The sequence below is a fragment of the Yoonia sp. R2-816 genome (genome assembly GCF_046762905.1).
Classification (GTDB): Bacteria; Pseudomonadota; Alphaproteobacteria; order Rhodobacterales; family Rhodobacteraceae; genus Yoonia.
The window spans coordinates 1-21703 of sequence record NZ_JBKQXN010000299.1 but is presented as its reverse complement, the minus strand read 5'-3'; the positions used below and the strand labels follow the sequence as shown (position 1 = coordinate 21703).

The window sequence follows — 21703 nt, the reverse complement described above, 5'->3', positions numbered from 1 at the left end:
CGGCTCAGGCTCGCCACCGGCCAGTGGAACAACCGCCCATTCGCCATCGCGCAGCGTGTCGTTGCGCACGGCATTCATGCGCCAGGTCTTGTTGTTCTTGTCCGTGAGCGTGATCGAGAAGTACTCGGCCTTGCTGCGTTCGCTGACCGCGCGCCACATAGCTCCCACCCGCATGACGTTGCCACGCGGTGTGCGGAAAACGACATGGTAGTCCGGGTGATTGTCTTTCGTCTTGTGCGGGTTGGGCACGACCTGCAGACCTGCAATGTCGAAGGTGAGGGTGGAGACAGCCAGGTTGTAGCCAGTTGCGCTTTCGATGAGTTTGCCATTCAGCATGAGTTCAGTCCTTTGTCTGAGAGTTTCCGCTTGCGCCGTGGCGCAAGCTCTTTCCGATCCCTCTTGGGATCACTCAAGGCGAAGCCCCCTTTCCCCTTTCACGCTGACGATGGTACCTCCGTGGAACCTGTGAAGGCCGTTTCCAACCCCTCGACCTGCACGTCCTTCCCTTTGATCTGAATGGAGATATTGGACTCCTCACGGCGGATCCACCAAAGTTCCCGGGCAATGATCCGTTGGACCTGGTTCAGACGCACATCATCAATGCCGGAGAGATACCCGATCACTTCATCTTCAGCCTCATCGGTGAACCACCGAAGCTGGGTGTCATAAGATTCAGCATCACCATCATAACAGGGGTAGAAAAGGGCGTCGGTGAAGAAGGTGAGAAGCTCATCATGGGTGATAGTCGAGGTTGCGGTCAGGCACAGGACACTCTCATCAATCATAGTGGCATCTGAGCCAGCGAAGAGAATAAAATCCGTCTCAATCTCCCAACGGGAGATGTCCGATCCTGTGCGAAGTGAGCCAAAGACGAATAGGTTCTCGGGACGCTCAATGATCCCGGGCAGCTCATCAAGGCTGTAGGCTTTCCTTCCGGTGCCTGTGCCGATCACATATCCGGTCATCTCAAGGACGGGCAACGCATCGTACCAAGTATATCCCGCAAAATCGGGCTGCGGTTCAAACACAAGCTCCCCCTGCCCTGTTTGAGCAAGGGCGCGGGCGAAGTTCTGTTCATGCACCGCTTCATCTCCACCGGCGAACAGCATGGCGGATGTCGGCACGGTCATCAGCTCCGTATAGGTATTGCCATTGGAGTCTGCGTGGGCTGGGGCGAACCCGCGAAGACGCATCTCTGCGGGTGGCAGGTCGAAGCCAAGTCTTGATGCCGTCTGATGGTCAGCAAAGCGCAAGGAATGTGTGCCCGCCTCTTTGACCATCCGGAAAAAGATACGGAGGATTTCCCGCTGAAGTTCGGTCAGGAAGGCGTTCCGCACGACCTCTTTGCGCGCGGGCAGAACAAGTTGGAGCCCCGTGCACTCCTGGACATCAATGAGGGCGCAATAGTGACCGTGATGCACCTCAGAGAGCTTGGGCAAGGGCACGCCAAGCGTCACTCCATGAAAGTTCGTATTCGTGTGTTTGCGTTTGAAGCGCATATCAGTGTGGCGATAGACGCCAATGCGGATACCCTTCCAAACCTCAATATGCGCGGCACCTTCGAGGTAATCAGTGCGCTCAACCTCAATACCGTCGCAAATGACGTCGATAGGCGCATAGCGCGCCGCATCGCTGACTGCGCCGGACACGTTCTCGCCCGGGCGTTGCTCAAAGATCACCGCGACACCCAATAGTTCGTCTGTGCGCGGGCGACAGATGATGGGCACATCACCAGAGAGGGCGGTGCGATCGATTTCGAGTTCCCAACCACCGGGGCCATCAAGCCTTTGAGCGACAACGCGCGCGTTGCGTCCGGCAAGGGCAAAGAAGCCCATACCGGCAGGGTCTTCCTTGACCTGCGTTTCATCATCCCATGCGCTGCTGCCAAGTGTGAGAAGCGCTTCCGGATCGGTGAGACCGGAACCGTTGTCCCGAAAGCGCACGGCTGGGCCGATTGCGGGATCATCGATGCAATCAATCGCCACTTCTGTGGCACCCGACCTGCGGGCATTCTGCAAAAGCTCGGCAATGATATCGTTGATGCTGGCGTTGAAGAGACGGGTGACTTTCGTGAGAGCGTCGGTTGAAACAGAAGCCATCAAGGTTTGGACGTCAGACATAGGAACCTCCGGGGGTTGGGTTTGCTCCCCTTCCGGGCCGGGAGACCTTTCCCGGTCTCGCAGGGGTCCCCCTGCCCTTAAGCCGACTGGCTCTTTCAGCCCTGCCATCTGGCCGCAGAGGCTGAGGTTGCGGTTTCGGACCCAGTGGTTGGTGCATCGCAGAAACACGTCAAAGCTGTCGGGAGCAAGTATTGTATCACAAGAGTAATCTCACACGGCGCTTTTGCCCACAATATGATGGGATAACCGCCCCACCTTGTAGGGTCCGCGGGCCATAGCTTACGTGTATGATCAAGACGGCAATTTAAGTGCTTGTTGATGCGCTCGGTGGTCGAGCCAAATAATCTTCCAGCCCGGACAAAGGTATGGAGCGGTACACTAAGCATTCTTAGGATTACTCCACCCACCCTGCCCTATTTTCTGCAGCTTCAACAGCGTGATCGGCTCCAGTGTTCTCTGCTCAATCTTGCTCAAGAGCGACGACAGATACGCTCGATGGTTCTGAATGCTCTCTGCACGTTGTAGGATGTAACCCAAGACCATAAAGCGCATCGCTGGACCATATGACGATTTCATTGCATACCAAGTCTCGCCAAGCAGGATGTGGTCGGCAAGTTGGTCCATTAGCCGATCACAATGCACCTGGTCTCTCGCAAACCGCAGTTCCGAGCACAACCGTGGAAATGCATGCTCCATTTGATCTTGGGTCACCTGAATCTGATTAAGATTTTCTATCTTACTATTCTGAATCAATGAGTGTTCTTTGTGCCCCTCAATTTTGCCGTTGCCGTCCTTCAAATTGATGGTCTGACTGGCTTCTGATGGGTAACTGTCCACAGAAACAATTGCATTTATCTCATCTAACAGCCCCTGAAGAACATCTTGTTGAGGCCGACGGCGCAGAATGAGGCGCGCTCGATCCAGTAGATCATGAACATCATCTGTGATGGCGTCGTGAATTTTTGCCAGAGCCAGTGTGCATTGATCCCGCAGTACTTGAAGAGTCTCTTGTGCGCGGCGATGCTCACCAGCAAGGGCTTTGAACTCTGCATGACGAGCCGCCATTGGCAGAAGCGACAGGCCGCTGACGAGTGTAACCTGCCCTGCCCTATTGCGCCTGACCCAGCGTTTTCCATTAGCGGCTGTGAAGCGCTGGATCACACCAATACCAACTAGTTTTGTAATATGACGCTCAACCGTTTGAATACTGACGTGAGCCCGCTCGGCTATTGCGGCATTGCTGGCATAAACGATGTGGTGGTCCTCTGCCAATTCACTAATCCGCTCAGATGACATGAATGAAATCATAGCCCGCAGGATAGAGATGCTGGTTGCCCTTAATCCAAGCGGTTCACGGGCCTCCTCGATAGCACGGAGCTGTATCCATTTGGGCGCACTGCTCCCCCGCCCGACCGATGATCTGGCTGCTCCTGATGGAGCATAGTTTGTTACTGTCCTCATAGTTTTTACTCAGCAGACACAGAAATATCGCTCACCCAAAGGTGTTTTTTCTTGTGTGGTGATTCAGGAGGAGCTAAATTCAAGTTGCTAGACATGATTTGGTCCTCGGGAGCATCACCGCTTTCGGGGGCTATTTCTTTTCTGCCGTTCCTCCTTTGCTCTCTTGCCCTTGATTAGTTCACAGCTGTGAACTGCTTACTTCCGGCCGCCTACTGCCTCAAAGCGATCTCGGAATTCTTTCATTAAAGTTTCAATGTGCTCATCCAGCCAATCAGAGAAACCTGGGGCTACGCTGTCATTGATGCTGATATTCAGCCCCGACGCTCCCTTTTTGACAGTGGCAAGGCCCTCCCCAACAATCCTTGGGTTGGGTCTTTGCGTGTCGGACTTCCTCTTGATCTCATTCAGCAGGGCCAAAAGCCGATCATCTGATGAAGAGTTTGGCGGCAACTTCTCTAGTTCTCGAAATGCATTCCGAGCCGTGATCACTCTTTGATCCAAAGCGTCCACCAAGACCATCCACTTCGATCGACCGAAACCTGGCGCAGCCCCAATGGCATCACCTAGTTCGCGCGGAACAGACTTTGTAACGCGTTCGAGGTTGGACAGCCCTGATTTTGTTAGGGACATAATTGTTATGACTTCTGACCTGCTCTTACCTGACGCAATAATGTCCGTCGCAAATCGCGCACGTTCATAGAACGTGAGGTCTTTTCGGGACGCATTCTCAAGAGCTTTAGCGATCAGAGCCTTGTCATCATCAAGATCCACAACATTGGCTTTAACCTTAATGTCTTCTTCCGGGTAGTTCTCTTTCAGATAACGACAAGCAGCCAGTCGGCGTCGACCATAAATGATCTGATATCGCCCGGTTCGACCAGGCTCATGGCGAACCTGAATTGGCACTTGCTGGCCATTCTCCCGAATGCTGATCGCCAGCTGTTCGAGGGAATGGTTAGGGGCCTCTGTGTCTTCATCGGTGTCGGAGTTCACAGCTGTGAACTTTTCAAGACGGTCTGCCACACCCCAATCATCAATCAGATCGGGATCTATCTCGTTGATAGCATTATACGTGTCCTCAATGAACCGAAGGCCCGGAGTGATTGGCCGGGCAGGGGTCGCGTCACTGACATCCATGGTCGCTTGCTCTGCGATTTCCATCATACTGGAATGGCGCTTTTTTGCTCTGCGTTCTTTTCCCATCAAGCACGCCCCCATGCTTCAATAATCATGTTTTCTACCTCTTTACCGACGGCATCCATTGAAGCTTTGGCACGGTCGTAAGTTGCGCGAGTCAGATCCGACCTATTCAGCTCATAGATTGACTGCTGAAGCATTGCCGCATCACTGATGGCGGTACTTTTTAAGCTGGTCGCGGTCATCAGACGCTCTTGGAAGAGAGCTCGCATGAAGGCGACAATCGTTTGAGATGGTGTGTCCACCGGCTCGTCCCGAGTGACCAAAAGGCGATAGTTGTCATACACCAGCCTTGCGCCACTTCGTTCGATCACCTCCATATAGGATGAGGTCATTTTTAGAAACTGCGCGGTGGATGCCACATCGAGCATTGAGGGCGTTAGAGGTACAATCACTGACGTGGCTGCGGCCATGCCACCCATCGTAATGAAGCCCAGGCTGGGCGGACTATCAATCAGAACAACATCGTAGTCAGCCTCAACCGACATGATGGCATCATGAAGGCGCGCGAAGAAGGGTGACTGCTTGCTGTTTAGTTTTGCCGACTCTGCTTCAAATTCGGATAACATCAGCCCGCCAGGTGCAATTGAAAGGCCCGGGAAATATGTTTGCCGGATCACTTCCTTCATCGGAATTGGATCATGATAGGTGATCGCGTCGTAAACGGTATCAATACTCCCATCTAGCTCGGTTTGAAGGCCATTCATCGCTGAAAGTGAAGCCTGCGGATCAAGGTCGACACAAAGCACCCTGAAGCCTTGCAGTGCAAGGTAATGTGCAAGGTGAATGCATGTTGTGGATTTGCTGGAGCCACCCTTGAAATTCATCACCTGAATGCGTTGCAAGGGCTCACCGTCGCGTCGCCAGGGGAGGTATCGGCCTGGCGTTTTACTGCGTGCGTCCAGAAGCTGCCGCAGCTCCCAAACCTCCTGACCTGTATAATACCTGCGACCGTGCTTAATTTCACTGGCCTCGGGAATAGCACCCTCAACCGTTGCCTTGCGAAGATACTGATGGCTAATGCCAATAAGATCACAAACCTCTTGGGCTGGGAAAAGCCGCAGCTGCTTTGTTGAATCAGGAGCATAGGCCGCAAGAAGGTGTTCCTTGATAGCGAGATTTAGTCGACTACTGATTTCACTACTGATATCAACTGGAGAGGTTGACGCGATGGGTGCGGTTGGGATCATGGTTACATCGACCTGCTCAAATTGGTGGTTTACGCTCTACTGACACTGAGACCCGATGGCGTGATTCAAGTCAACCTCTTTTTACATGTAGGGTACGGGGCTACACGTCTAACTAGATGTTGAGTGAGTAGTTCACAGCTGTGAACTATCGCGCGCAGCTAAAAGATTTAAGTCTTTCATAGATCGGTACGAGCTTCTGGAGTGGTGGCAAAGCTTGCAAGGAAATCAGCAGATCTCCCCATGCAGCTCTGATGGATTACCCTGGATCAGTAACCTACCACGTCACGGTCATTACCAAGACATCAGTTTAATTGACTTTCGTGCCAGTCTTTGATGGTTCTGCACAGTTTGGACATCGCAGATCCGCGATGAACCCGGACGTCGAGCATGTCAAAGCTCTCAGAAAACTTAACAATATCCTGTCCGTACACGACGAACTCAAATCGCCCACTCGAATAGACGTCCTCGTGATCGTAGTCGACGACTCTCCAGGATCCCAGAAATTCGCCATCTCGGGTTATCACATCGCCCTGCGCCAGCTCAGGTTGGTACACACTGTCCATCCACTCATCAACGCCAACAAGGTTTATTGGGTAGGTCAATTTCATGCGCGAATCTCCTCAAGTGGCGTTCTTCAACAGCGTTTCGAAAAACAGTTATTCTGCAGCGGACCTTGGACGCCTCGTTCCTGAACAGTACACAAACCTGAGTGGCGCAGAAAGAAACCGATTTGTTCCGGTGCTTGCGAAGAAGTCAGGTGGGGTCAGCAAACTAATGTCGATCTATGTTCGCAACCCCGACGGTAATCTCGTCGAAGTTAGAAATTGAGAACTATGAAAACCTGATTGACGGGACACGTATAACGCTATCAACGAGACAGATCCCAATCTGATTGATGACTGGGGTGTGGCAGACCGTCTTGAGAAGTTCACAGCTGTGAACTCTGCCTCCGATGAAGGCACGGAGGCCTAAGCAAACGCTTCTCAGTTAGCACGGTGTTCGGGTCTGCTCCAGCTTTTTGTCAAGCTGGAAAACGCATGTTGCGGTCATCAAAGTATCGGGATCAGGGGGTCATTGCCGCTTTGCTCCACGGGATGGTTTTGGTGGGGTGTCTAACGACTGGATCAAAACGGCCATCGAAGCGCTTGTTGAATCACTTGATGGCAGTAGCAATCAATTCTCCGACCGGAAAACTCTTAACATCAATTTATTAGGTTGTTTTTCGGCTTTCGTTTGCCGGAAACGTGGCTCCACCAACGAGAAAATCAAAGGCCCGTTGCGCATCCGCCGCGGCCTTGAAGATCACGCCATTATCCTCGCGCATCGCCGCCACCCAGCCTGCTTGAGTGACCTGAAGCATGGACACATTTATGGCTAAGGTTGGCGTAGTATCCTGCCGCATCGTGAAACGTCTCAATTAGATTGGCGGCATATATATCTCATCAAGAGGCATCTGTGATGATTGTCGCCCTCATTCGGGTATCTGCATGAGGGTGTTGCCCTGACCATCATGGACCTCGATCCGGGTCGCGTCGAACTCAATCACGCAACCTTCCTCGAAGCTCATGTTCTTTGAGAGTTCCAGTGCCTCTTGAGCTGAAGAAGCCTCCACGTCGAGGTAGTATTCTTGGTAAGCATCCACGAGGCGGCGAACGGTGAAGACTTGGTTATTAGGTAGGTTCACAAAAGGGCCAACCCGGCTTCGGACAGCCAGTCTGATCACTTCTTCGAAATCGGTTTGGTCTTCTGAGTCGACCGGTAGATCCCTTATATCGAACTCGACGCCGTCATAAGAAAACCAATACTCCATGGGAAAGTCGATCATATCATTTCGATAAACGTGCTCGATCTCCAACCCGTCGATCTTGAATGCGATCTCGGCATCTACCTGTTTAAGCGGCATTGAGAGCCTCCCTCAGTTTGTCCTGAACGTCGGCCCACTTTTTGCGAAGCACATTCTGTTGGTATCGGTTCATCCCAAGCCACCGGCGCGAATCATTGTTGTCGCAGCGCTGACACTTGACAGCCGCGTCGGTAACGCGCGCCATGCGACTGAGCTCATCGCGAGCCAATTTCTTGCCTCCGGGAGTGCCGTTTTCGAAACAAGCGGTGAAAACTGGAAGAGAACTCATCCAAGTGAATTCAAGAGTCACGTTGCTCATCGGTCGTAGTCCTCCGTGTCGATTTCAATACGGTCCTTATGAATCTCAATGTTGACTGGCTCGTCCTTGCCCTGGTGATAGCAGTGGACCCGGATGCGACCGTCTTCGTACTCGATCCAGACGTGTGCCTCTTTTTCGGGAAAGATTACGTCAACACGATCCGGAAGCACCTCAAGAGCAACGATGATCTCTGCATCTACGTCGTCCTGCCAGTCATAGAGTGGCTGGGGTCCAATATTCATTCCTCGAACCTCACGCCGTTGATTTGGGTGACATCGATGAGGGGGATCACATCATCAGCTGACGCCAGCTGCTCCTTGACATGCTCCGCTTTGACCTCGGGGGTGAGGTCAAACTTTGGTTGGGCCATAACGATTTCCTTTCTTGAGAGCGCAAACCTGTCGTTGTTGCTTGCGATTGAGGCCGTAAGAGCTATCACCCATGCAAAAGGGCGCCCTGATTGCTCAGGACGCCCGAGGGACCCAAATAGACTTGATCACCTCCTTTCATTGTCCTCGGTAGGGTAGGGAAACTATTCGGCCGCGATTGCCTGTTCCGACTCTTCGGCCGTATCTTGATCGGCTGCGGTGCCATGCGCCTGCATGCCTTCCGGGGCCCAGGTGGCAACGGCCGCAAACTGATCTTCTGTGAGCGTCGCGTAGGGTTCAGCGAAGAGCCGCTCCATGAACTCAACAGCGGCTGCCTTGCGACCGCCAGCCAGGTTCACAGCCTCGTCTGGCATGCCAAGATCATCTTTCAGGATTGATACAAGCCAATCGAGCTTAAGACGTCCGAAGAAGGCTTCGCCAGTGGGTCGCCAGAAGTCACGGATATTCGGCATGATCGTCGCTTCGAGATCGTTGAACACATCGCCCGTTCGCCCGCTGGCCAGCCCCGGCCGGATCGTTTGAGCAAGGGCATAGGCCACCAGCTTGGCCTTCATCGCTGGCTTCAATTCGCGGAACGCCTCAAAGCAAGCATGAGGTGATCCCGCCTCAAGGAAGCGCAGATCAAGCTTCGATTTGAAGTCCTCCATCGCGTTGATTGCGCTTTGGTCCATGCCTTCCGGTTTGGCATGTGGCCGTTCCGCGACACTTGCACTGACACTGAGCTGATGGGTGCAGGGGACACGACCTAGGACATCTGTAATCGTCTTGTACTTCAGCAGATCGTCTGCCAGCCCATGATCCGTGCAAAGCGCCGCTCCAAGTGCGATGGCACGTTCGACAGCGAGATCGGATTTAAGGCTTGCCGAGTAGGTGAGCTCACCGCTGTTCGCAGCATCTGTCGCTTTGGATGACGCATCGGTTGCGGCTTCACCATCTTCAGGACGGACCAATCCAACTGTGATGGTCACGCGCGAGCCTTGCCAATGCGCAATCACGCCAGCGCGTTTGAGATCATCCTCGGTATAGGCCTCTTGCAGCGCTGCAGCTTCTTCTGAAAGCGCCTCCCACTCGTCATCCAAAGCATAAGAAGTTTCATGATCAATCTCTTCCGATTGCTGCAATTCCTCAATCGCGTTCAAGCGTTCGATGATGGCGTCAAGGCGCTTTTGACTTGCTTCATCGGGTTCCACCTCTTGCGGATAGACCCGCCCGAACGCCTGCATTTCCTGCCAATCGAGACTGCGCTGCGCATCCGCCCACGCAAATCCGTGCTTGGCCCGTTCGGCTTCTGCTGCCTCCTGCAGTTTCTCAAGCAGGATCTCTTCGACCATTGCATTGTCGTTGAGAACCGAGTGTTCGGGGATCAGATCACCGGAGACCTCGCCACCGCGTTCCTGATAGGTCGCGCTGACAAGCTGACCGATCCCATCCGACACCTTCACACCGCGATTGCGCAGTTTCTCGCGGATTGCCCAGGATTGCAGCTGTCCAGTTTCGCTCAGGGCCTCATAGACCTCGATCTGGACTGTGTGATCCGGGTGATTGGCAAAGGCCTTCATCACATCGAGCGTGATTTCTTTGGCGCGTGCGGCTTCGCGCAGGGCAGGGGCCACGAGACTGTAGCGCAGCCGCTCTTTCACACGCGCTTCGGTCTGGCCGATGGCAAGAGCGATGGCATCGGGGGCCATGCCTTCATCGATCATCTTGGCGAAGGCATCGAATTCATCAATCGGGCTCATTTGGCGCACGGTATCGTTCTCAGCAAACGACAGTGCCGTCGTGGCGTCGAAGTTTTCTGGCAGCTCATTGCAGCTGACCTTGACGGATTTCTTGATCGCCTTGGCATCCACCAAGGCACCGAGTGCTGCCAATCGACGCTTGCCAGCAAGCACGCCCCATTTGCCGCCATCGAGTTTCTGGACGGTCAGTGGATTGATGAGACCAATCGCCTTGATCGATGTGGCCAGCCCCATGATATCGCTTTCGGGTTCAGTATCCGAGGTCTTGGCCCGGACGTTTTGAGGGTGGACGGTGAGTTTTGCGAGGGGGATTTCGGTTTGGGTCAGTGTGATCGACATGGATTTTCCCTTTCCTTACTTTTGTGATCACAAACTCCAAAGGCCGCCCTTTCTCTTTTCGGGAGGCGCGGCGGGGGAGGGGGGTCAAGAAGCAGTTGCCTGGCAGACCCAAGACGCCGCAGTATCAATGACCAGGCGGCTCTTGTGCGTTGGTCCGGTGACGATGCTGGCGATCTCGCGATGCGCGTTACTGGCAAGGATCCACCCATGCTCGACACGTTGTCGTCCGACGCGATGAAAGAACCAGTAGAGAATGGCCTTACGTTCGGCGGTCTCAGTCTCAACGATTGACGCAAACATCTTTGGCATGTGATCGCGAAAAGGATTGAGATCGAAAGCATTGAGCTGCCCGGGTGGGAAGTGCATGTCCGAATATTCCGTCCGTGTCACCGGACGGATGTAACTCGAGAACTGCGTCGGCGTCATAACGTTGCCTTGGCCGATGTATCCGTGATCCGGATGATTGACGCATTGATCGAAGGTGTGATGACCTGAAACGAACGACTTCATGAGCGTGGCTTTTCAAGAAACGTGATCAGTGCTGGCGAAGCGGCCGCCAAAGACTGTTTTCCATCCCATTCGATAGTGACACAGAAGGCCCGTTCCTGGATGAGGTGATAGCTGTCGATCAGACGATCCATCGTTATCACACCGCAAGCAAAGGAACCGGCGGTCTTGATTAGTGGCGGAGCCACTTCACGGAAGTAGGTATAGAGATCTTCCGTGGTCTCAAACGCTTGGCCTGCCCGGAAGCCGTGTGCAGCATAGGGACTGGTTGTGCTGTCACGGTCGATCAGAGCGAAGGCCATTTCACGGGAGACCGGTGTTCCCGCGGTTGCAGCCATTCAAGGGCGAGAGGGGCGGGGGCAGTCTGTGTTGGTGTGGGTACAGACATGGGCTTTCTCCAAGGTTTGTGCGGTTCACAATCCCCAGAGGCCGCCTTTTCCCTTTAGGTACCGCAGACCCCATCACATTCATCCAGAAAGCTGAGCTGGTCAGAGGTGTCTGACCGGTGGAAATCGACGCTGCCCAGTGGTCGGCAGGCACGGTGCATGAACTCAGCCTTGCGCATGTTGCGCGCACCGCCATGAAGCCTAAGAGCGTGGTCAACTTGAACCGCATCTTCAAAGCTTTTCGGATCATACTCTTTCATATCCCGCCAACTTTGGTTTGAACGATAGGGGCACCCAATGCAGGCAGACTTTGGCGGCTCAGGATAGCCATGCCGTTTGAGCCATGTGAGACAATCGTTGCGACACATGCGCTGCTCGATGAGCGGCCAGCGATTGATGATCCAGGGGTTCCGCGCCAGCTTCATTCGGACCATTTCATCTGTGCTGATGCCGATCCACTGTTCAACACGGAAGTTGGTGGCGTGCTGCCCGGGCTGAAGCCCAAGCAAACGCCGGATTTCCTTGCGCACCGGATCGATCTTGGCCTCGCGGGTGCATTGACGGCGATTGATGCCACCGTTTTCCAAGAAGAAGGGCACGGAGATAAAGCGCCCGTCGCGCTGCGCTGCGCGGTCGAGGATTTGGCCACGCAGATCGATGGCTTGAACCCGCAGGATCGGGAAGGGCAGGGCACCACGTTCCTCAATCCAATCGAGATGATCATAGACTGCCTGTGGCTCCCAGCCGGTGTCGGCGAAGATCGCCACATCAGGCATCGGCCTGATCTCACCATGGGCTGCGAGCAAAGCAAGCGTGGTGCTTTGAACGCCAGCTCCTAAAGAAAGGACGCGCAAGCTGGCATCTTTGACCGGTTCAGACACACCGGGCCACATCACGCGACCTCCAGCGTCTTGACACTGGCGCCCATAATGGATGCGACGATGTCGCCGGCTTCGGAGGTGTCGGGTACAAAGACCCGAAGTTGATGCGCAATGATTTCAGTGAAACAGCCTTGGGATTTGAGTGTTTCGATCTGATCGCGACAGAAGCCTGCGATCTCAAGGCGAGGGCGACCCGCAACGCGCCGGGTTTGCAGCGTCAGGCCGCGACCAAGATCTACTGGATCGCCCTGGCCGCGCGCAGCAACAAGACAGGCTTTAGCCGTGTTGAGCGTGCCGGTTTGGAAGCGGGCGCGCAGCACATGTGCCGCTTCATCCGTCAACACCCGGCCAATCATCGGCTCGCCACCATCGGGTGTTAGCCGCCAGATCTTCTCATCAAGCGATGGAATGCGCGTCCAAATGGGTAGCAAGAGACCCGTCAGCAGGTAGAATTGCCGTGTCACGGTTTTGGGAAGCTCTTCCACCTCACGCGCCCAGGCTTTGATGAAAACCTGCTCGCTGATCGGCTCCCAGGCGGAAGCTTCGAAGGCGGTGTCTGTTGTGAATGAATTGCCTTTTGGTCGACGTACACGCCGCAGAAGGGCTTCGTCATCATCATCCATGAAGCTTGCAGGTCGGCCGATAGCGGCGACTTTGCCGGAAGCCGCATTCCGCATTGGCGTCAATCCAAAGTCCAAGGCCTCCTGCGCCGTGCCATAGGTTTGGTCTTCCTCGGCTTCGATGCCAATCAGGCGCGTAATCGCTTGGGTTTTTGGGCAGGTCCAAAGGTCTTCAGCCGTGGTCTGCCGAATGGCTTTGGCGCGGAAGACCTCAAGCCCGACATCGTAGCGGCCCTCCGCGATCGCGCGCTCAGTGAAGGCATCGATCTTGGCCGTGAAGTCTTTGAAGAGGGCGTTCTGCATGTCGATCGGCAGTGCGATCAATCGATTGAGAAAGCGCGACATGGGCGGCAGATCTTCAACAAGGCCCCCGTCATCACATTCCAGCTTCAGATTGGTCCAATCGACAAAGGTGTCGTAAGTCATGGATGGCGAGACATCATTGACGAGGTCGCGGTAGAGGCTACGAAGCGCTGCGCGTGCAATTGGGCTTTCAAGATTGTCTTCCGCGCGGAAGATACCGTTTGACGTGGCTTGGCGGGCACCGCGTGTGAGCGCCCCCATCGTGCCAAGGCGCCGGCTGATCGTGCTCAGAAAGCGGGACTCTCCATGGACATTTGTGGCACAGAGCCGAAAGAACGGTGCACTGGCCTGCGCCGTGCGGTGCGTGCGCCCCAATCCCTGGATGGCGCTGTCTGCGCGCCAACCAGGTTCAATGAGATAGTGCCGACGACGCTTTTGGTTCTTGGCGCTGAGCGAGGCATGATAGCTGCGTCCAGTCCCGCCGGCGTCCGAGAACACCAGGCAGGGCTTTTGTCCGGACATAAAGTCGATGGTTTCCGCTGAATTCGCCGAACCGGATCGCTTTTCAATGCTTAAACGTCCATCTGTACTGAGAACGGGCCGCTTGGAACGCCCTGTCACCTCAGCGATCTTTTCTTCGCCAAAGTGCCAGATCAATTGATCGAGCGCGGTCGCCACAGGCTCCAGACACTGAATGTCCAGAAGCAGGTTGTCGCGGATCTCCAGCGCTTCCTGGCTCAACACCTTGCGACCATCCTCGTCGCGCAGGGGTTGGGCGACAATCGTGCCTTCGACCTCGACAAGCTCCTGCGCCTGCACAGGAAAGGCGGTCATGAGATAGTCGATGATCGCTTCTTTTGGCGTCAGATGCGCCTCGGTCAGCTCATCATCGCTGGCAAGCGTTTCACTGATCTTGCGGTCCAGAAGGGCCTCGCCTGTGGAAACGATCTGGATGACCGGTGCGAGGTTGTGGGCAATGTCGTCCTCGATGGCAGCAAGAACGCTGGGCATCTTCAAGCCCTGCAGCAGGTGATTAAAGAAGCGCTGCGAGATCGAGTAGAAGCGGGATTTGGCGGCTGCCTTTGCAGCCCCGGCCGTTGTACCGTTGGACGGGTCTTCGACACCGGTGGCCACAAGAGCTGCATCGAGGTTCTGGTGGATGACTTTGAACGCCCGCGCATAGGTATTGTACGTCTCGATTTGAGCGGGCGTGAGCGCATGTTCCAGCGCATCATACTCAACGCCTTCGAGCGACAACCCACGTGAGATGTAGAGACCGAGCGCTTTAAGGTCGCGTGCCACGATTTCCATTGCAGCGACACCGCCAGCATCCATGGCGGAGACAAAGGCATCACGAGACGGGAAGGGAAAGTCTTTGCCCGGCCCCCAAATGCCGAGACGGCTGGCATAGGCGAGGTTCTGAACGGTTGTGGCACCCGTGGCCGAGATGTAAGTGATTCGGGCGCGGGGCAGGGCGATCTGTAACCGTAAGCCAGCAATACCCTGTTGCGACGGCTTTGTGCCGCGGCCTTCGGAACTCCCGGCCGCATTTTGCATGGCATGGGCTTCATCAAAGGCGATGTGCCCCTCGAAATCCTCGCCTGCCCATGCGATCAACTGTTCTAGCCGGGTTTCGCCCCCTTTGGCCTGTGCGCGCAATGTCGCGTAGGTGGCAAAGAGAATGCCCTTTGTGACCGGGATCGGTTGATCGGCTTTGAATCGTGACAAAGGCACGATGTCTGTGGGCGCACCGCCAATATCCGTCCAATCGCGGATCGCATCCTCAATGAGCGTTTGAGAGCGGGACAACCAGATGCTGCGTTGATGACCCGCAAGCCAGCCATCCATGAGCGTCGCGGCACAGGTACGGCCTTTGCCGACGCCCGTGTTGTCCCCAAGAAATGCGCCTTGGCGATATCGAACACCTTCGGGATTGGGCAGCGCTTCTGTCCAATCATCGGACACCTTGAATGTGCCTGGCAGATCGCTGTCATGGGCGGAGACAATCATGGAGATCGCTTCCAACTGCGCCTCTGAAATCAAGCCTTCCGCCACAAGGCGCTCGGGCAACTTCGGTCCGCGGCCCGGAATAGGCGGCACGACAGAGGCCATGGCCAAGCTTTCTACCAAGGGGCTGGGGTGTTCCTGCGCGCCGTCAAACACAATCCGCTGTGGTCTGGATCGCGCAAAGACATCTGAGACGGGTTTGCCGACATAAGGCTCGTCGCGTTCGCGGAATTGTACCTCAGAGATCCTCGCGACAGGGCGGGCGTTAGGACGTGGCGGTGGCGTCGTTCGGGTCTTGGCTCTCGCTGTCACTGGCACCCGTGGCGTGCTGGATTTGACATCCAGACGAGGCTGAGGATGTTGCGCAATGAGCTTTACGGCTTCTTCAATGGAACATGCCCGGAAACTGGCGAGTGGCTTCGCATCGCCGGTTTTGTCGCAGACCAAAAGCGACGTCGGAATCTGTGTTCCGAGTTTGCGGTAGACCGCACCCGGCATGTCGATGCGCAATCGCGGCCTGACGATCTGGGTGAAACGCTGCCACCAATCGCTCATCCGCTCCGGTGTGAAACGGTCAGGAACGATTGCAGCCAGGCGCCCGCCGTCTTCGAGTGCAAGCGCAGCTGAAACCAGATGACGCGCCACCATTGTTGGATCTTCCCGCTTGGCACTTGCCGAGAAGGGTGGGTTCATCAGCACGACCGTCGGCCGGGCACCCGGCAACAGATCGTTGATGTGTTCGGCGTCGAACTGGTGAATGGATTGTTGGAACACCACACTCAACAACTCAGCACGGAAAGGGTCGATCTCATTGAGCGTGAGAGACTGCGCCTTACCAAAAGCCATAGCCGCCAGTGCGCCTGTCCCGGCAGATGGCTCCAGAACACGATCCAGCGGAGACAATGCAGCTGCTTGGCCAACCAGCCATGCATAGGGCAGGGGGGTGGAGAACTGTTGCAATCTGACTTGTGCTTCGCTCCGTCGGCTTTCGGTCAACAGGTTGCGCGCCAATCCTGTCAGAGCCGAGAGTGATCCGGTCGACCTCGATGAAATCGCCGTTTGTACGGCTGCTGCCTGCATGACGTCGTAGGCTTGACGCCAGCACCACGCGCCTTCGGCGTCGGTGCCTCCGAAGGCGGAATGCATGGTGTCGGACACGTGCTTTGGGGTGAGGGGCGGTTCCTGCAAGGCTATCCCGAGGTCTTTCAGGACGGCTTGTGTTTTGGGCTCTGCCATATCGGTCTCCTTCCGGTGTTTGGGTCACCGGCGGAGAAGCCGTCTTTCATCTTTATGTCGTCACATCAGAGTAAGGGCGCCAGGTAGAGGCGGTCCTTTGCAGGTTGGGGACAGAATGACACTCTCTCATGAGCGTTTTTCGCTTTCCCGGCACAGCGCGAAAAGGGTCGACTTAATTGGAGGATGCGGGTGGATACCCTTAATCTCGAAATTGATTACGAAGGACCTTCCAGTCCTCCCAAGCAGTCTCTGCGGCAATATCAGGGTAACCACGCTTTTTTTCCAATGCCACTGCGTACGGCATTGAGACTGCCATGCATGTAGCCTTGTCACGAATTGTCAAAACCTCTTTCTCTTCAAGGGGCGAGCCTTTGTCGTCTTCTGCAGTCTTGAGTATGGCCGCTAGCGCCGGTACAAAAACCAGAACGAGTTGCTCGTTTTTCTCGGGTTTAGATTTTCCTCTGAGCAGTCGTGTTAGAAGTTGCATTCTGACAATATACCTTCTGAGTAATTATTGGCCAAGCAACTATGATGTCCACTCTAGATTCAAACCGAACATCGGATCGCGGCGCGAACCATAGTTGGGGTCTATTGTAAAATAGCTCCCGCGCACTTCGGATATCCGTTATGAGTGGTTGATCCAGCTCAGCACTTCGAGCGACCAATGGCAGATACTGGCTTTAGCGAAGAAAATGAAGACGACAGCGAGCCTAGCGGGAAAACGGCAACCGGATACCAAATGCCATCAATGGCCGAGCCTCCGGCTGGACCACTTCACTTCGCAACCTCTAGGAGTTTCCCTATGAAATACCATGCTGCAATTGCTTTTGCTTTGCTTGCCGCGCCTCTTTCGGCGCAAGAGCCCGTTTTAGACAAGTGTTTGTATGCAGATGCTTTGTACAGTGTAGGAGCAATTCTGATCGTTGAAGATCAGGTAAGGCTTATTTGTCAATTAGACGATGATGGCGCCGCATGGGTCCGAGAAACGGCAGGGCCCAAAAATCTGCCCTTCGATAAGACCTGAAGTTTATGCGGTTTTGATACGCTGATATGGCATCAACCAGAACGTCGCTTGACCGATTCAAAAACAGAACATATTGTGAACACCTGATCTTCGCCAGCAATGGGAAGTAAATCCCCTGGCGAAAAATGGGAAAGGATCGCCGTAAAGGAGCCGAAACATGATCAGATACATGTTAAGCATCGCTTTGCTGTCCCTCGTAACGTTCGGGTCGGTCGCCGTCCTGAAGACCATCCCCGAAGACAATTTCGGGCTTGTGTTCGTTGGCATGCTCGTCAGCGCGGCATTCCTACTGACGTTGACGTTCAAGGTACTGATGCTGCCATTCATTTTAGTGGGTATGGTCATCGGATCTGTTAACATTGTTTCCAATATGATAGCGGGTGCGATCGAGCGGCGGTTTTGCCGCTTGTATTTGCGCATCTTTGCGCCTGACCAGCTCGCGGCACTTGATGCGCAGCAGCGTGAGGGCGAAGCGCTCCAGATAAGCGAAGTTGAACCAATCGCTATCGAGCCGCCTGTCCGGTGATCGGCCCGTCGGCGATATAGCCGCCAGCAAGGCGGGGTAGTCTTATCGTGTCGAGAAAACAGAAAACGCTCATGAAATGATACGCCTCTGCCCCTTACTGTGATCGGGCTGCGCGTATTGCGCTTCAAAACCTATGACTGAGCGCAAATCCAATGTAGGGATCTGGGTCTTCGCCTTGCGCGCGATATCCGGCACTCAACAGGATATCCGGCCCGGGAGCATCCGAAGCAATCTCATAGGTCAGGCCAATATCGATCGGCCGCTCTGAAGGTGTAATGTCCACAGTTTGAGAGGTTCTGGTCACGCCCGTGCTTTCCTGACCGGCCACTGCTGCGACCCTGTCTTGCGGGAGGTCGATTGAGATTTCACCACATGAGATCTGGAGCGGGCTGGAGACAGACAAGCGCATCGTGGCTGGGCCGCCGAGAAAATGCGCCTGGCTGATTGAGACTTCGCCAGCACATCCCATCAGGTTATCGCCGCCAGTGACCAGGCCTGCCTGTTGGAAATTTGTTCGGCTTTGCGTGCCAGATGCTGTCAGGAGCGTGCCGCGCCCAACAGCAACAGATCCCGATATCTCAAGGAATGAGATATTGCTGTTTCCGTCCTCACCTGTTGCCAAATATTGCCATTTTATGTCATAGGGGGAAGGCAGGAGGTGCTGACATGGCAAGTATGAACATATCCCTTCCCGACCCTATGAAAGATTGGGTTGAGACGCAGACAAGCACAGGCCGCTACGACAACGCGAGCGAGTACGTCCGTGACCTCATCCGTCATGATCAAGACCGCGCGTCAAAGATCGCGGACATGCAAAGGCTTGTGGACGAGGCATTTGAGAGCGATGCCAGCGATAAGAGCCTAGACGACATTTGGGCGGCGGCGAAGGAACGGGCTGACGCGAACCGTGGCAGTTGAATTTTCGCGGGCAGCCGAAGACGATCTGTTTGAAATTCTTCTTTACGGCATCGAGAGATATGGCTTGGTGCAGGCTGAGCGTTACAAAGGCCAGCTCGACAAGATTTTCCAAACCCTGTCCGACAACCCCAGCATCACCCGCTTGCGGGAGGATATCACGCCAGGCGTGCGTGTGTATCCCGCACAGAAACACATGATCGTTTACACGATTTTGGGCGACGGCAAGACGGTCTTCGTTCTGCGAGTGCGTCACCAGCGCGAAAACTGGTTAGAACATCCTGTTACTGAACCGTAAAACCTGCATTCCATTGTACGAAGGCTGACACCATGGCGCTCCCCCCGATCACATTCAGTCGGACATTCATCAACGATTTCAACGATGCGGACGCTCCGTGTTGTGCTTTGGGTCTCGTTCGCTCCGGTGACACAGTTACGGGGTTCTTTGCAACAAAGTCGGAAAGCGTTGTTCCTCGCACTGTACTGGGAATGGGCATCGGGTTCGGCCACCGGATGCTTGCAACCCCGGATAACAAGCCTGTCTGTCAGTTCGCCTTCAACTTCTACGGTTTTGAGCAATATTCGGTCTTGGTGAACCCTTCAAACGCATTAGCGTTGAAGGCCATCGAGACGATGGTCGCGCAAAGGGATTACTTCTTTTTCATCCTCAACCCTGATGATGGCTTTTCCGCATTCAGAAGTGATCTTGGAGAGGAAAATCTGGCTGGTCTACGCGATAGCCTACCACTGATGCAGAGCCCCCGGACGTCTCAAGCGTCATACGAAAATGCTGTCCGTACATTTCGACTGGCACCAGACCCGTCAGGAAGCAAAACTCTGAACTGGGTGTGTCGCGATGATGCGGCATACCTTGATCTTGAGGAAGACACTGTTGATTTACCACCACTGGGATAAGCGAAGTTGAACCAATCGCTATCGAGCCGCCGCGCTGACGGAATGGAACGACAAAATATCGGTTGGTCACAATCCGCGCCTCCGGTGAAGACCGATCAGGCTACCGATCAGATTCAGCTTTCCACGATTATGGGCTTTGATCATGCCGCGCAGGGCGCCGCCTGGGTTCATCACCGGTGCAGTTGGATGATCTCGATTGGCATCAAGCAACATGACGCAAAGCGCGGCGCGGACCCGTCCCATACGGTCGCAGGCTGCAGCCCAGGCTGTGATGTTGATCCCGAGGGGCGCAATCCGAGAATTCGCGGCTTCGACAAAGGCATATTCTGATCGTTCACCATCTCTGGACTGCATCTCGTAATTGAACTCTTCGCTGGCCAAAGAGACCGCATGATCCAATCCGTATCGTCCTGAAAATAGCCCTTGAAGTGCCAGGGCTTCCGCCTCAAGCTCTTTTTCTCTGCAATCGACGGGGCCGTTAGGCCCCGGAGCAGAATAATCAGGTTGCGCGGGCAAGCCCGCGCTCCGCTTATTGTCGCTAGCGTTACAAGTTTCAGAGTCATTCATCTGAATGTCCTCTTGTATAAAAGACCGGAAGGTTTCTTCCGGTTCACAGGAAGAATCAGCATGGTTTTCAATCCATTGGCTGAGCTTTATGCACAGGCTGGTAGCTGCCTCGATATGCGATAAAAGCTGGGCTTCGCTCATACTGAGAAGCGTGTCGGTCCGCGGCCAGGTTGCGCGCTCCTCGATCATGGATTGCACATCGGGGTGGGAGAGGTCGTCAGGCGATAAACGCGCCAGCTCGTCGCGAAACGTGGCCCACCGGACGCTGCGCGTGGCCTTCAGGGTCTTCATACGGGCGTAGCGTGCGTTGCGCGCTTCCCGGATATTCAGAAGATCGGTGAAGCGCTCGATGATGGGCGTGAGAACGAGACCAAGCCCTGTGCTGCCATGCCGGCTGCCGTTTGCCGCCGTGCGCCGCTCTATGAAACCGTGCTTGAGCAATACCTTCTCATGGTTCCGCAGCTGGCGGGTGGTGATGCCAAGTTTCTGCGCAAAGCTTTCCTGGCGTCCATAGAAGATCGGTTCTTTGTCCGGGTCCAGCCAGGCGTCAGCCTCAGTGCAGCCAATCAATCTGGTGAGAATGTCGGTCAACCTCGGGCCGAGCCCGATGTCACGGCCGATATCGGCCATTAGCGCGATCACATCGCGCCTGGAAAATCCCTGTGGAAGGGAAGGGAGTGGTTCTGTCCTCATGCTCTTGTCCTTTGTTCTGTTTGTTGGACAAGGCGGCGACAGGCAAAACTTTTCGGATCGCACAGATGCGTTTTTTCTTGCCTGCATGATTCAGGAGGTGCTAAGATCAAATTGACTCTATGATATGCAGAGTTGGCGCTCTGTTGATCTTAGCACCCCCCGGAAGGTTCACCGCCTTGCGGGGTTTTGCTTTTCTGGGGTTGGGGTCTTCCTTTCATCTGTTGGCAGAAACGCTCTGCCGGGTTGGTTGGGTTTGCACCCAGGGCTGGATCAATGTGGTTTTGCTGACCCAGACCAAGACGCACTTTTCCTGGCCGCACGAATGCGTTTTTGACTTGCATTGATGTCGGGAAACACGGTATCTAAGTCTTGAACCAATTAGATTTCGTGTGGCCCTCTGGAAGTTTTGCTTTCGGGGGGCTTCGCTTTTCTGGCTGTTCCTTTCCTCATTGTTGTCCGGCTTGTATCATCAGACCTATGGGTCTAATCCTAGACCTACACCAGATGTAGAGATTCGGGCAAGGGT

The 21703-nt window shown here is 54.8% G+C and carries 25 protein-coding genes; 7 read left to right on the top strand and 18 right to left on the bottom strand.

Annotated features, from left to right (window positions below; all coding sequences use genetic code 11):
* The 6 genes from ACFWW2_RS17215 to ACFWW2_RS17190 form a co-directional block, all read right to left on the bottom strand.
* Positions 1–336: DUF736 family protein (locus ACFWW2_RS17215; protein WP_393929964.1), on the bottom strand; the 336-nt coding region annotated here is incomplete at its 3' end.
* A gap of 98 nt (positions 337–434) precedes the next feature.
* Positions 435–2120: a hypothetical protein gene (locus ACFWW2_RS17210; protein ID WP_393929962.1), complete on the bottom strand. Its 1686-nt coding sequence runs from the start codon at positions 2118–2120 to the stop codon at positions 435–437.
* 378 nt (positions 2121–2498) lie between these two features.
* Positions 2499–3581: a helix-turn-helix domain-containing protein gene (locus tag ACFWW2_RS17205; protein WP_393929960.1), complete on the bottom strand. Its 1083-nt coding sequence runs from the start codon at positions 3579–3581 to the stop codon at positions 2499–2501.
* A 195-nt stretch (positions 3582–3776) separates the two neighbouring features.
* Positions 3777–4784 carry a plasmid partitioning protein RepB gene (gene repB / locus ACFWW2_RS17200; RefSeq protein ID WP_393929958.1) on the bottom strand — a complete coding sequence of 336 codons (1008 nt, stop codon included), beginning with the start codon at positions 4782–4784 and terminating at the stop codon, positions 3777–3779.
* The gene (repA, locus tag ACFWW2_RS17195) at positions 4784–5968 is read right to left on the bottom strand and encodes a plasmid partitioning protein RepA (RefSeq protein ID WP_393929956.1); all 1185 of its coding nucleotides are present in this window, start codon (positions 5966–5968) and stop codon (positions 4784–4786) included. The genes repB and repA overlap by 1 nt, the downstream gene beginning before the upstream one ends.
* 302 nt (positions 5969–6270) lie before the next feature.
* The gene (locus ACFWW2_RS17190) at positions 6271–6576 is read right to left on the bottom strand and encodes a hypothetical protein (protein WP_393929954.1); all 306 of its coding nucleotides are present in this window, start codon (positions 6574–6576) and stop codon (positions 6271–6273) included.
* Here ACFWW2_RS17190 and ACFWW2_RS17185 point away from each other — a divergent pair.
* Positions 6575–6796, top strand: coding sequence for a hypothetical protein (locus tag ACFWW2_RS17185; protein WP_393929952.1), 222 nt, complete (start codon positions 6575–6577; stop codon positions 6794–6796). The genes ACFWW2_RS17190 and ACFWW2_RS17185 overlap by 2 nt on opposite strands.
* A gap of 190 nt (positions 6797–6986) precedes the next feature.
* Positions 6987–7346 (top strand): hypothetical protein, encoded by a 360-nt coding sequence (locus tag ACFWW2_RS17180; RefSeq protein ID WP_393929950.1) that lies wholly within the window; start codon positions 6987–6989, stop codon positions 7344–7346.
* 93 nt (positions 7347–7439) lie between these two features.
* On the opposite strand, the gene ACFWW2_RS17175 is transcribed toward ACFWW2_RS17180, so the two are convergent.
* The 10 genes from ACFWW2_RS17175 to ACFWW2_RS17130 all read right to left on the bottom strand — a co-directional run bounded on the left by ACFWW2_RS17175 (position 7440) and on the right by ACFWW2_RS17130 (position 17024).
* Positions 7440–7871 (bottom strand): hypothetical protein, encoded by a 432-nt coding sequence (locus ACFWW2_RS17175; protein WP_393929948.1) that lies wholly within the window; start codon positions 7869–7871, stop codon positions 7440–7442.
* A complete protein-coding gene (locus ACFWW2_RS17170) occupies positions 7861–8130 on the bottom strand; it encodes a hypothetical protein (RefSeq protein WP_393929946.1) in 270 nt (89 codons plus the stop codon). The genes ACFWW2_RS17175 and ACFWW2_RS17170 overlap by 11 nt, the downstream gene beginning before the upstream one ends.
* Positions 8127–8372 carry a hypothetical protein gene (locus ACFWW2_RS17165; RefSeq protein ID WP_393929944.1) on the bottom strand — a complete coding sequence of 82 codons (246 nt, stop codon included), beginning with the start codon at positions 8370–8372 and terminating at the stop codon, positions 8127–8129. The genes ACFWW2_RS17170 and ACFWW2_RS17165 overlap by 4 nt, the downstream gene beginning before the upstream one ends.
* Positions 8369–8500: a hypothetical protein gene (locus tag ACFWW2_RS17160; protein WP_393929943.1), complete on the bottom strand. Its 132-nt coding sequence runs from the start codon at positions 8498–8500 to the stop codon at positions 8369–8371. Before ACFWW2_RS17160 ends, ACFWW2_RS17165 begins: the two co-directional genes overlap by 4 nt.
* A gap of 162 nt (positions 8501–8662) precedes the next feature.
* Entirely contained in the window at positions 8663–10597 is a 1935-nt protein-coding gene (locus ACFWW2_RS17155; RefSeq protein ID WP_393929941.1) for a ParB/RepB/Spo0J family partition protein, read from the bottom strand.
* Between the two features lie 84 nt (positions 10598–10681).
* Complete coding sequence (locus ACFWW2_RS17150; RefSeq protein ID WP_393929939.1) at positions 10682–11107, bottom strand: hypothetical protein; 426 nt, start codon at positions 11105–11107, stop codon at positions 10682–10684.
* Positions 11104–11406: a hypothetical protein gene (locus ACFWW2_RS17145; protein WP_393929937.1), complete on the bottom strand. Its 303-nt coding sequence runs from the start codon at positions 11404–11406 to the stop codon at positions 11104–11106. The genes ACFWW2_RS17150 and ACFWW2_RS17145 overlap by 4 nt, the downstream gene beginning before the upstream one ends.
* Positions 11407–11546: 140 nt before the next feature.
* On the bottom strand, positions 11547–12383 hold the full coding sequence (locus ACFWW2_RS17140; protein ID WP_393929966.1) for a hypothetical protein: 837 nt from the start codon (positions 12381–12383) through the stop codon (positions 11547–11549).
* Complete coding sequence (locus ACFWW2_RS17135; protein ID WP_393929935.1) at positions 12383–16537, bottom strand: strawberry notch-like NTP hydrolase domain-containing protein; 4155 nt, start codon at positions 16535–16537, stop codon at positions 12383–12385. Before ACFWW2_RS17135 ends, ACFWW2_RS17140 begins: the two co-directional genes overlap by 1 nt.
* A 199-nt stretch (positions 16538–16736) precedes the next feature.
* A complete protein-coding gene (locus ACFWW2_RS17130; protein WP_393929933.1) occupies positions 16737–17024 on the bottom strand; it encodes a hypothetical protein in 288 nt (95 codons plus the stop codon).
* A 315-nt stretch (positions 17025–17339) separates the two neighbouring features.
* On the opposite strand from ACFWW2_RS17130, the gene ACFWW2_RS17125 reads away from it, so the two are divergent.
* Positions 17340–17561: a hypothetical protein gene (locus ACFWW2_RS17125; RefSeq protein WP_393929931.1), complete on the top strand. Its 222-nt coding sequence runs from the start codon at positions 17340–17342 to the stop codon at positions 17559–17561.
* Positions 17562–17718: 157 nt separating this feature from the next.
* On the top strand, positions 17719–18087 hold the full coding sequence (locus ACFWW2_RS17120; RefSeq protein ID WP_393929929.1) for a hypothetical protein: 369 nt from the start codon (positions 17719–17721) through the stop codon (positions 18085–18087).
* A 124-nt stretch (positions 18088–18211) separates the two neighbouring features.
* Here the strand turns inward: ACFWW2_RS17120 and ACFWW2_RS17115 are convergent, their stop codons facing one another.
* On the bottom strand, positions 18212–18709 hold the full coding sequence (locus ACFWW2_RS17115) for a hypothetical protein (RefSeq protein WP_393929927.1): 498 nt from the start codon (positions 18707–18709) through the stop codon (positions 18212–18214).
* Positions 18710–18753: 44 nt separating this feature from the next.
* Between ACFWW2_RS17115 and ACFWW2_RS17110 the strand changes: the two genes are divergently transcribed.
* The 3 genes from ACFWW2_RS17110 to ACFWW2_RS17100 are packed head-to-tail and all read left to right on the top strand — an operon-like array spanning position 18754 to position 19917.
* Entirely contained in the window at positions 18754–19005 is a 252-nt protein-coding gene (locus ACFWW2_RS17110) for a type II toxin-antitoxin system ParD family antitoxin (protein WP_393929925.1), read from the top strand.
* Positions 18995–19300 carry a type II toxin-antitoxin system RelE/ParE family toxin gene (locus ACFWW2_RS17105; protein ID WP_393929923.1) on the top strand — a complete coding sequence of 102 codons (306 nt, stop codon included), beginning with the start codon at positions 18995–18997 and terminating at the stop codon, positions 19298–19300. Before ACFWW2_RS17110 ends, ACFWW2_RS17105 begins: the two co-directional genes overlap by 11 nt.
* A gap of 32 nt (positions 19301–19332) precedes the next feature.
* Positions 19333–19917: a hypothetical protein gene (locus tag ACFWW2_RS17100; protein WP_393929921.1), complete on the top strand. Its 585-nt coding sequence runs from the start codon at positions 19333–19335 to the stop codon at positions 19915–19917.
* 66 nt (positions 19918–19983) lie between these two features.
* Here the strand turns inward: ACFWW2_RS17100 and repC are convergent, their stop codons facing one another.
* Positions 19984–21177 (bottom strand): replication initiation protein RepC, encoded by a 1194-nt coding sequence (gene repC / locus ACFWW2_RS17095; RefSeq protein ID WP_393929919.1) that lies wholly within the window; start codon positions 21175–21177, stop codon positions 19984–19986.
* Positions 21178–21703 lie beyond the last annotated feature (526 nt).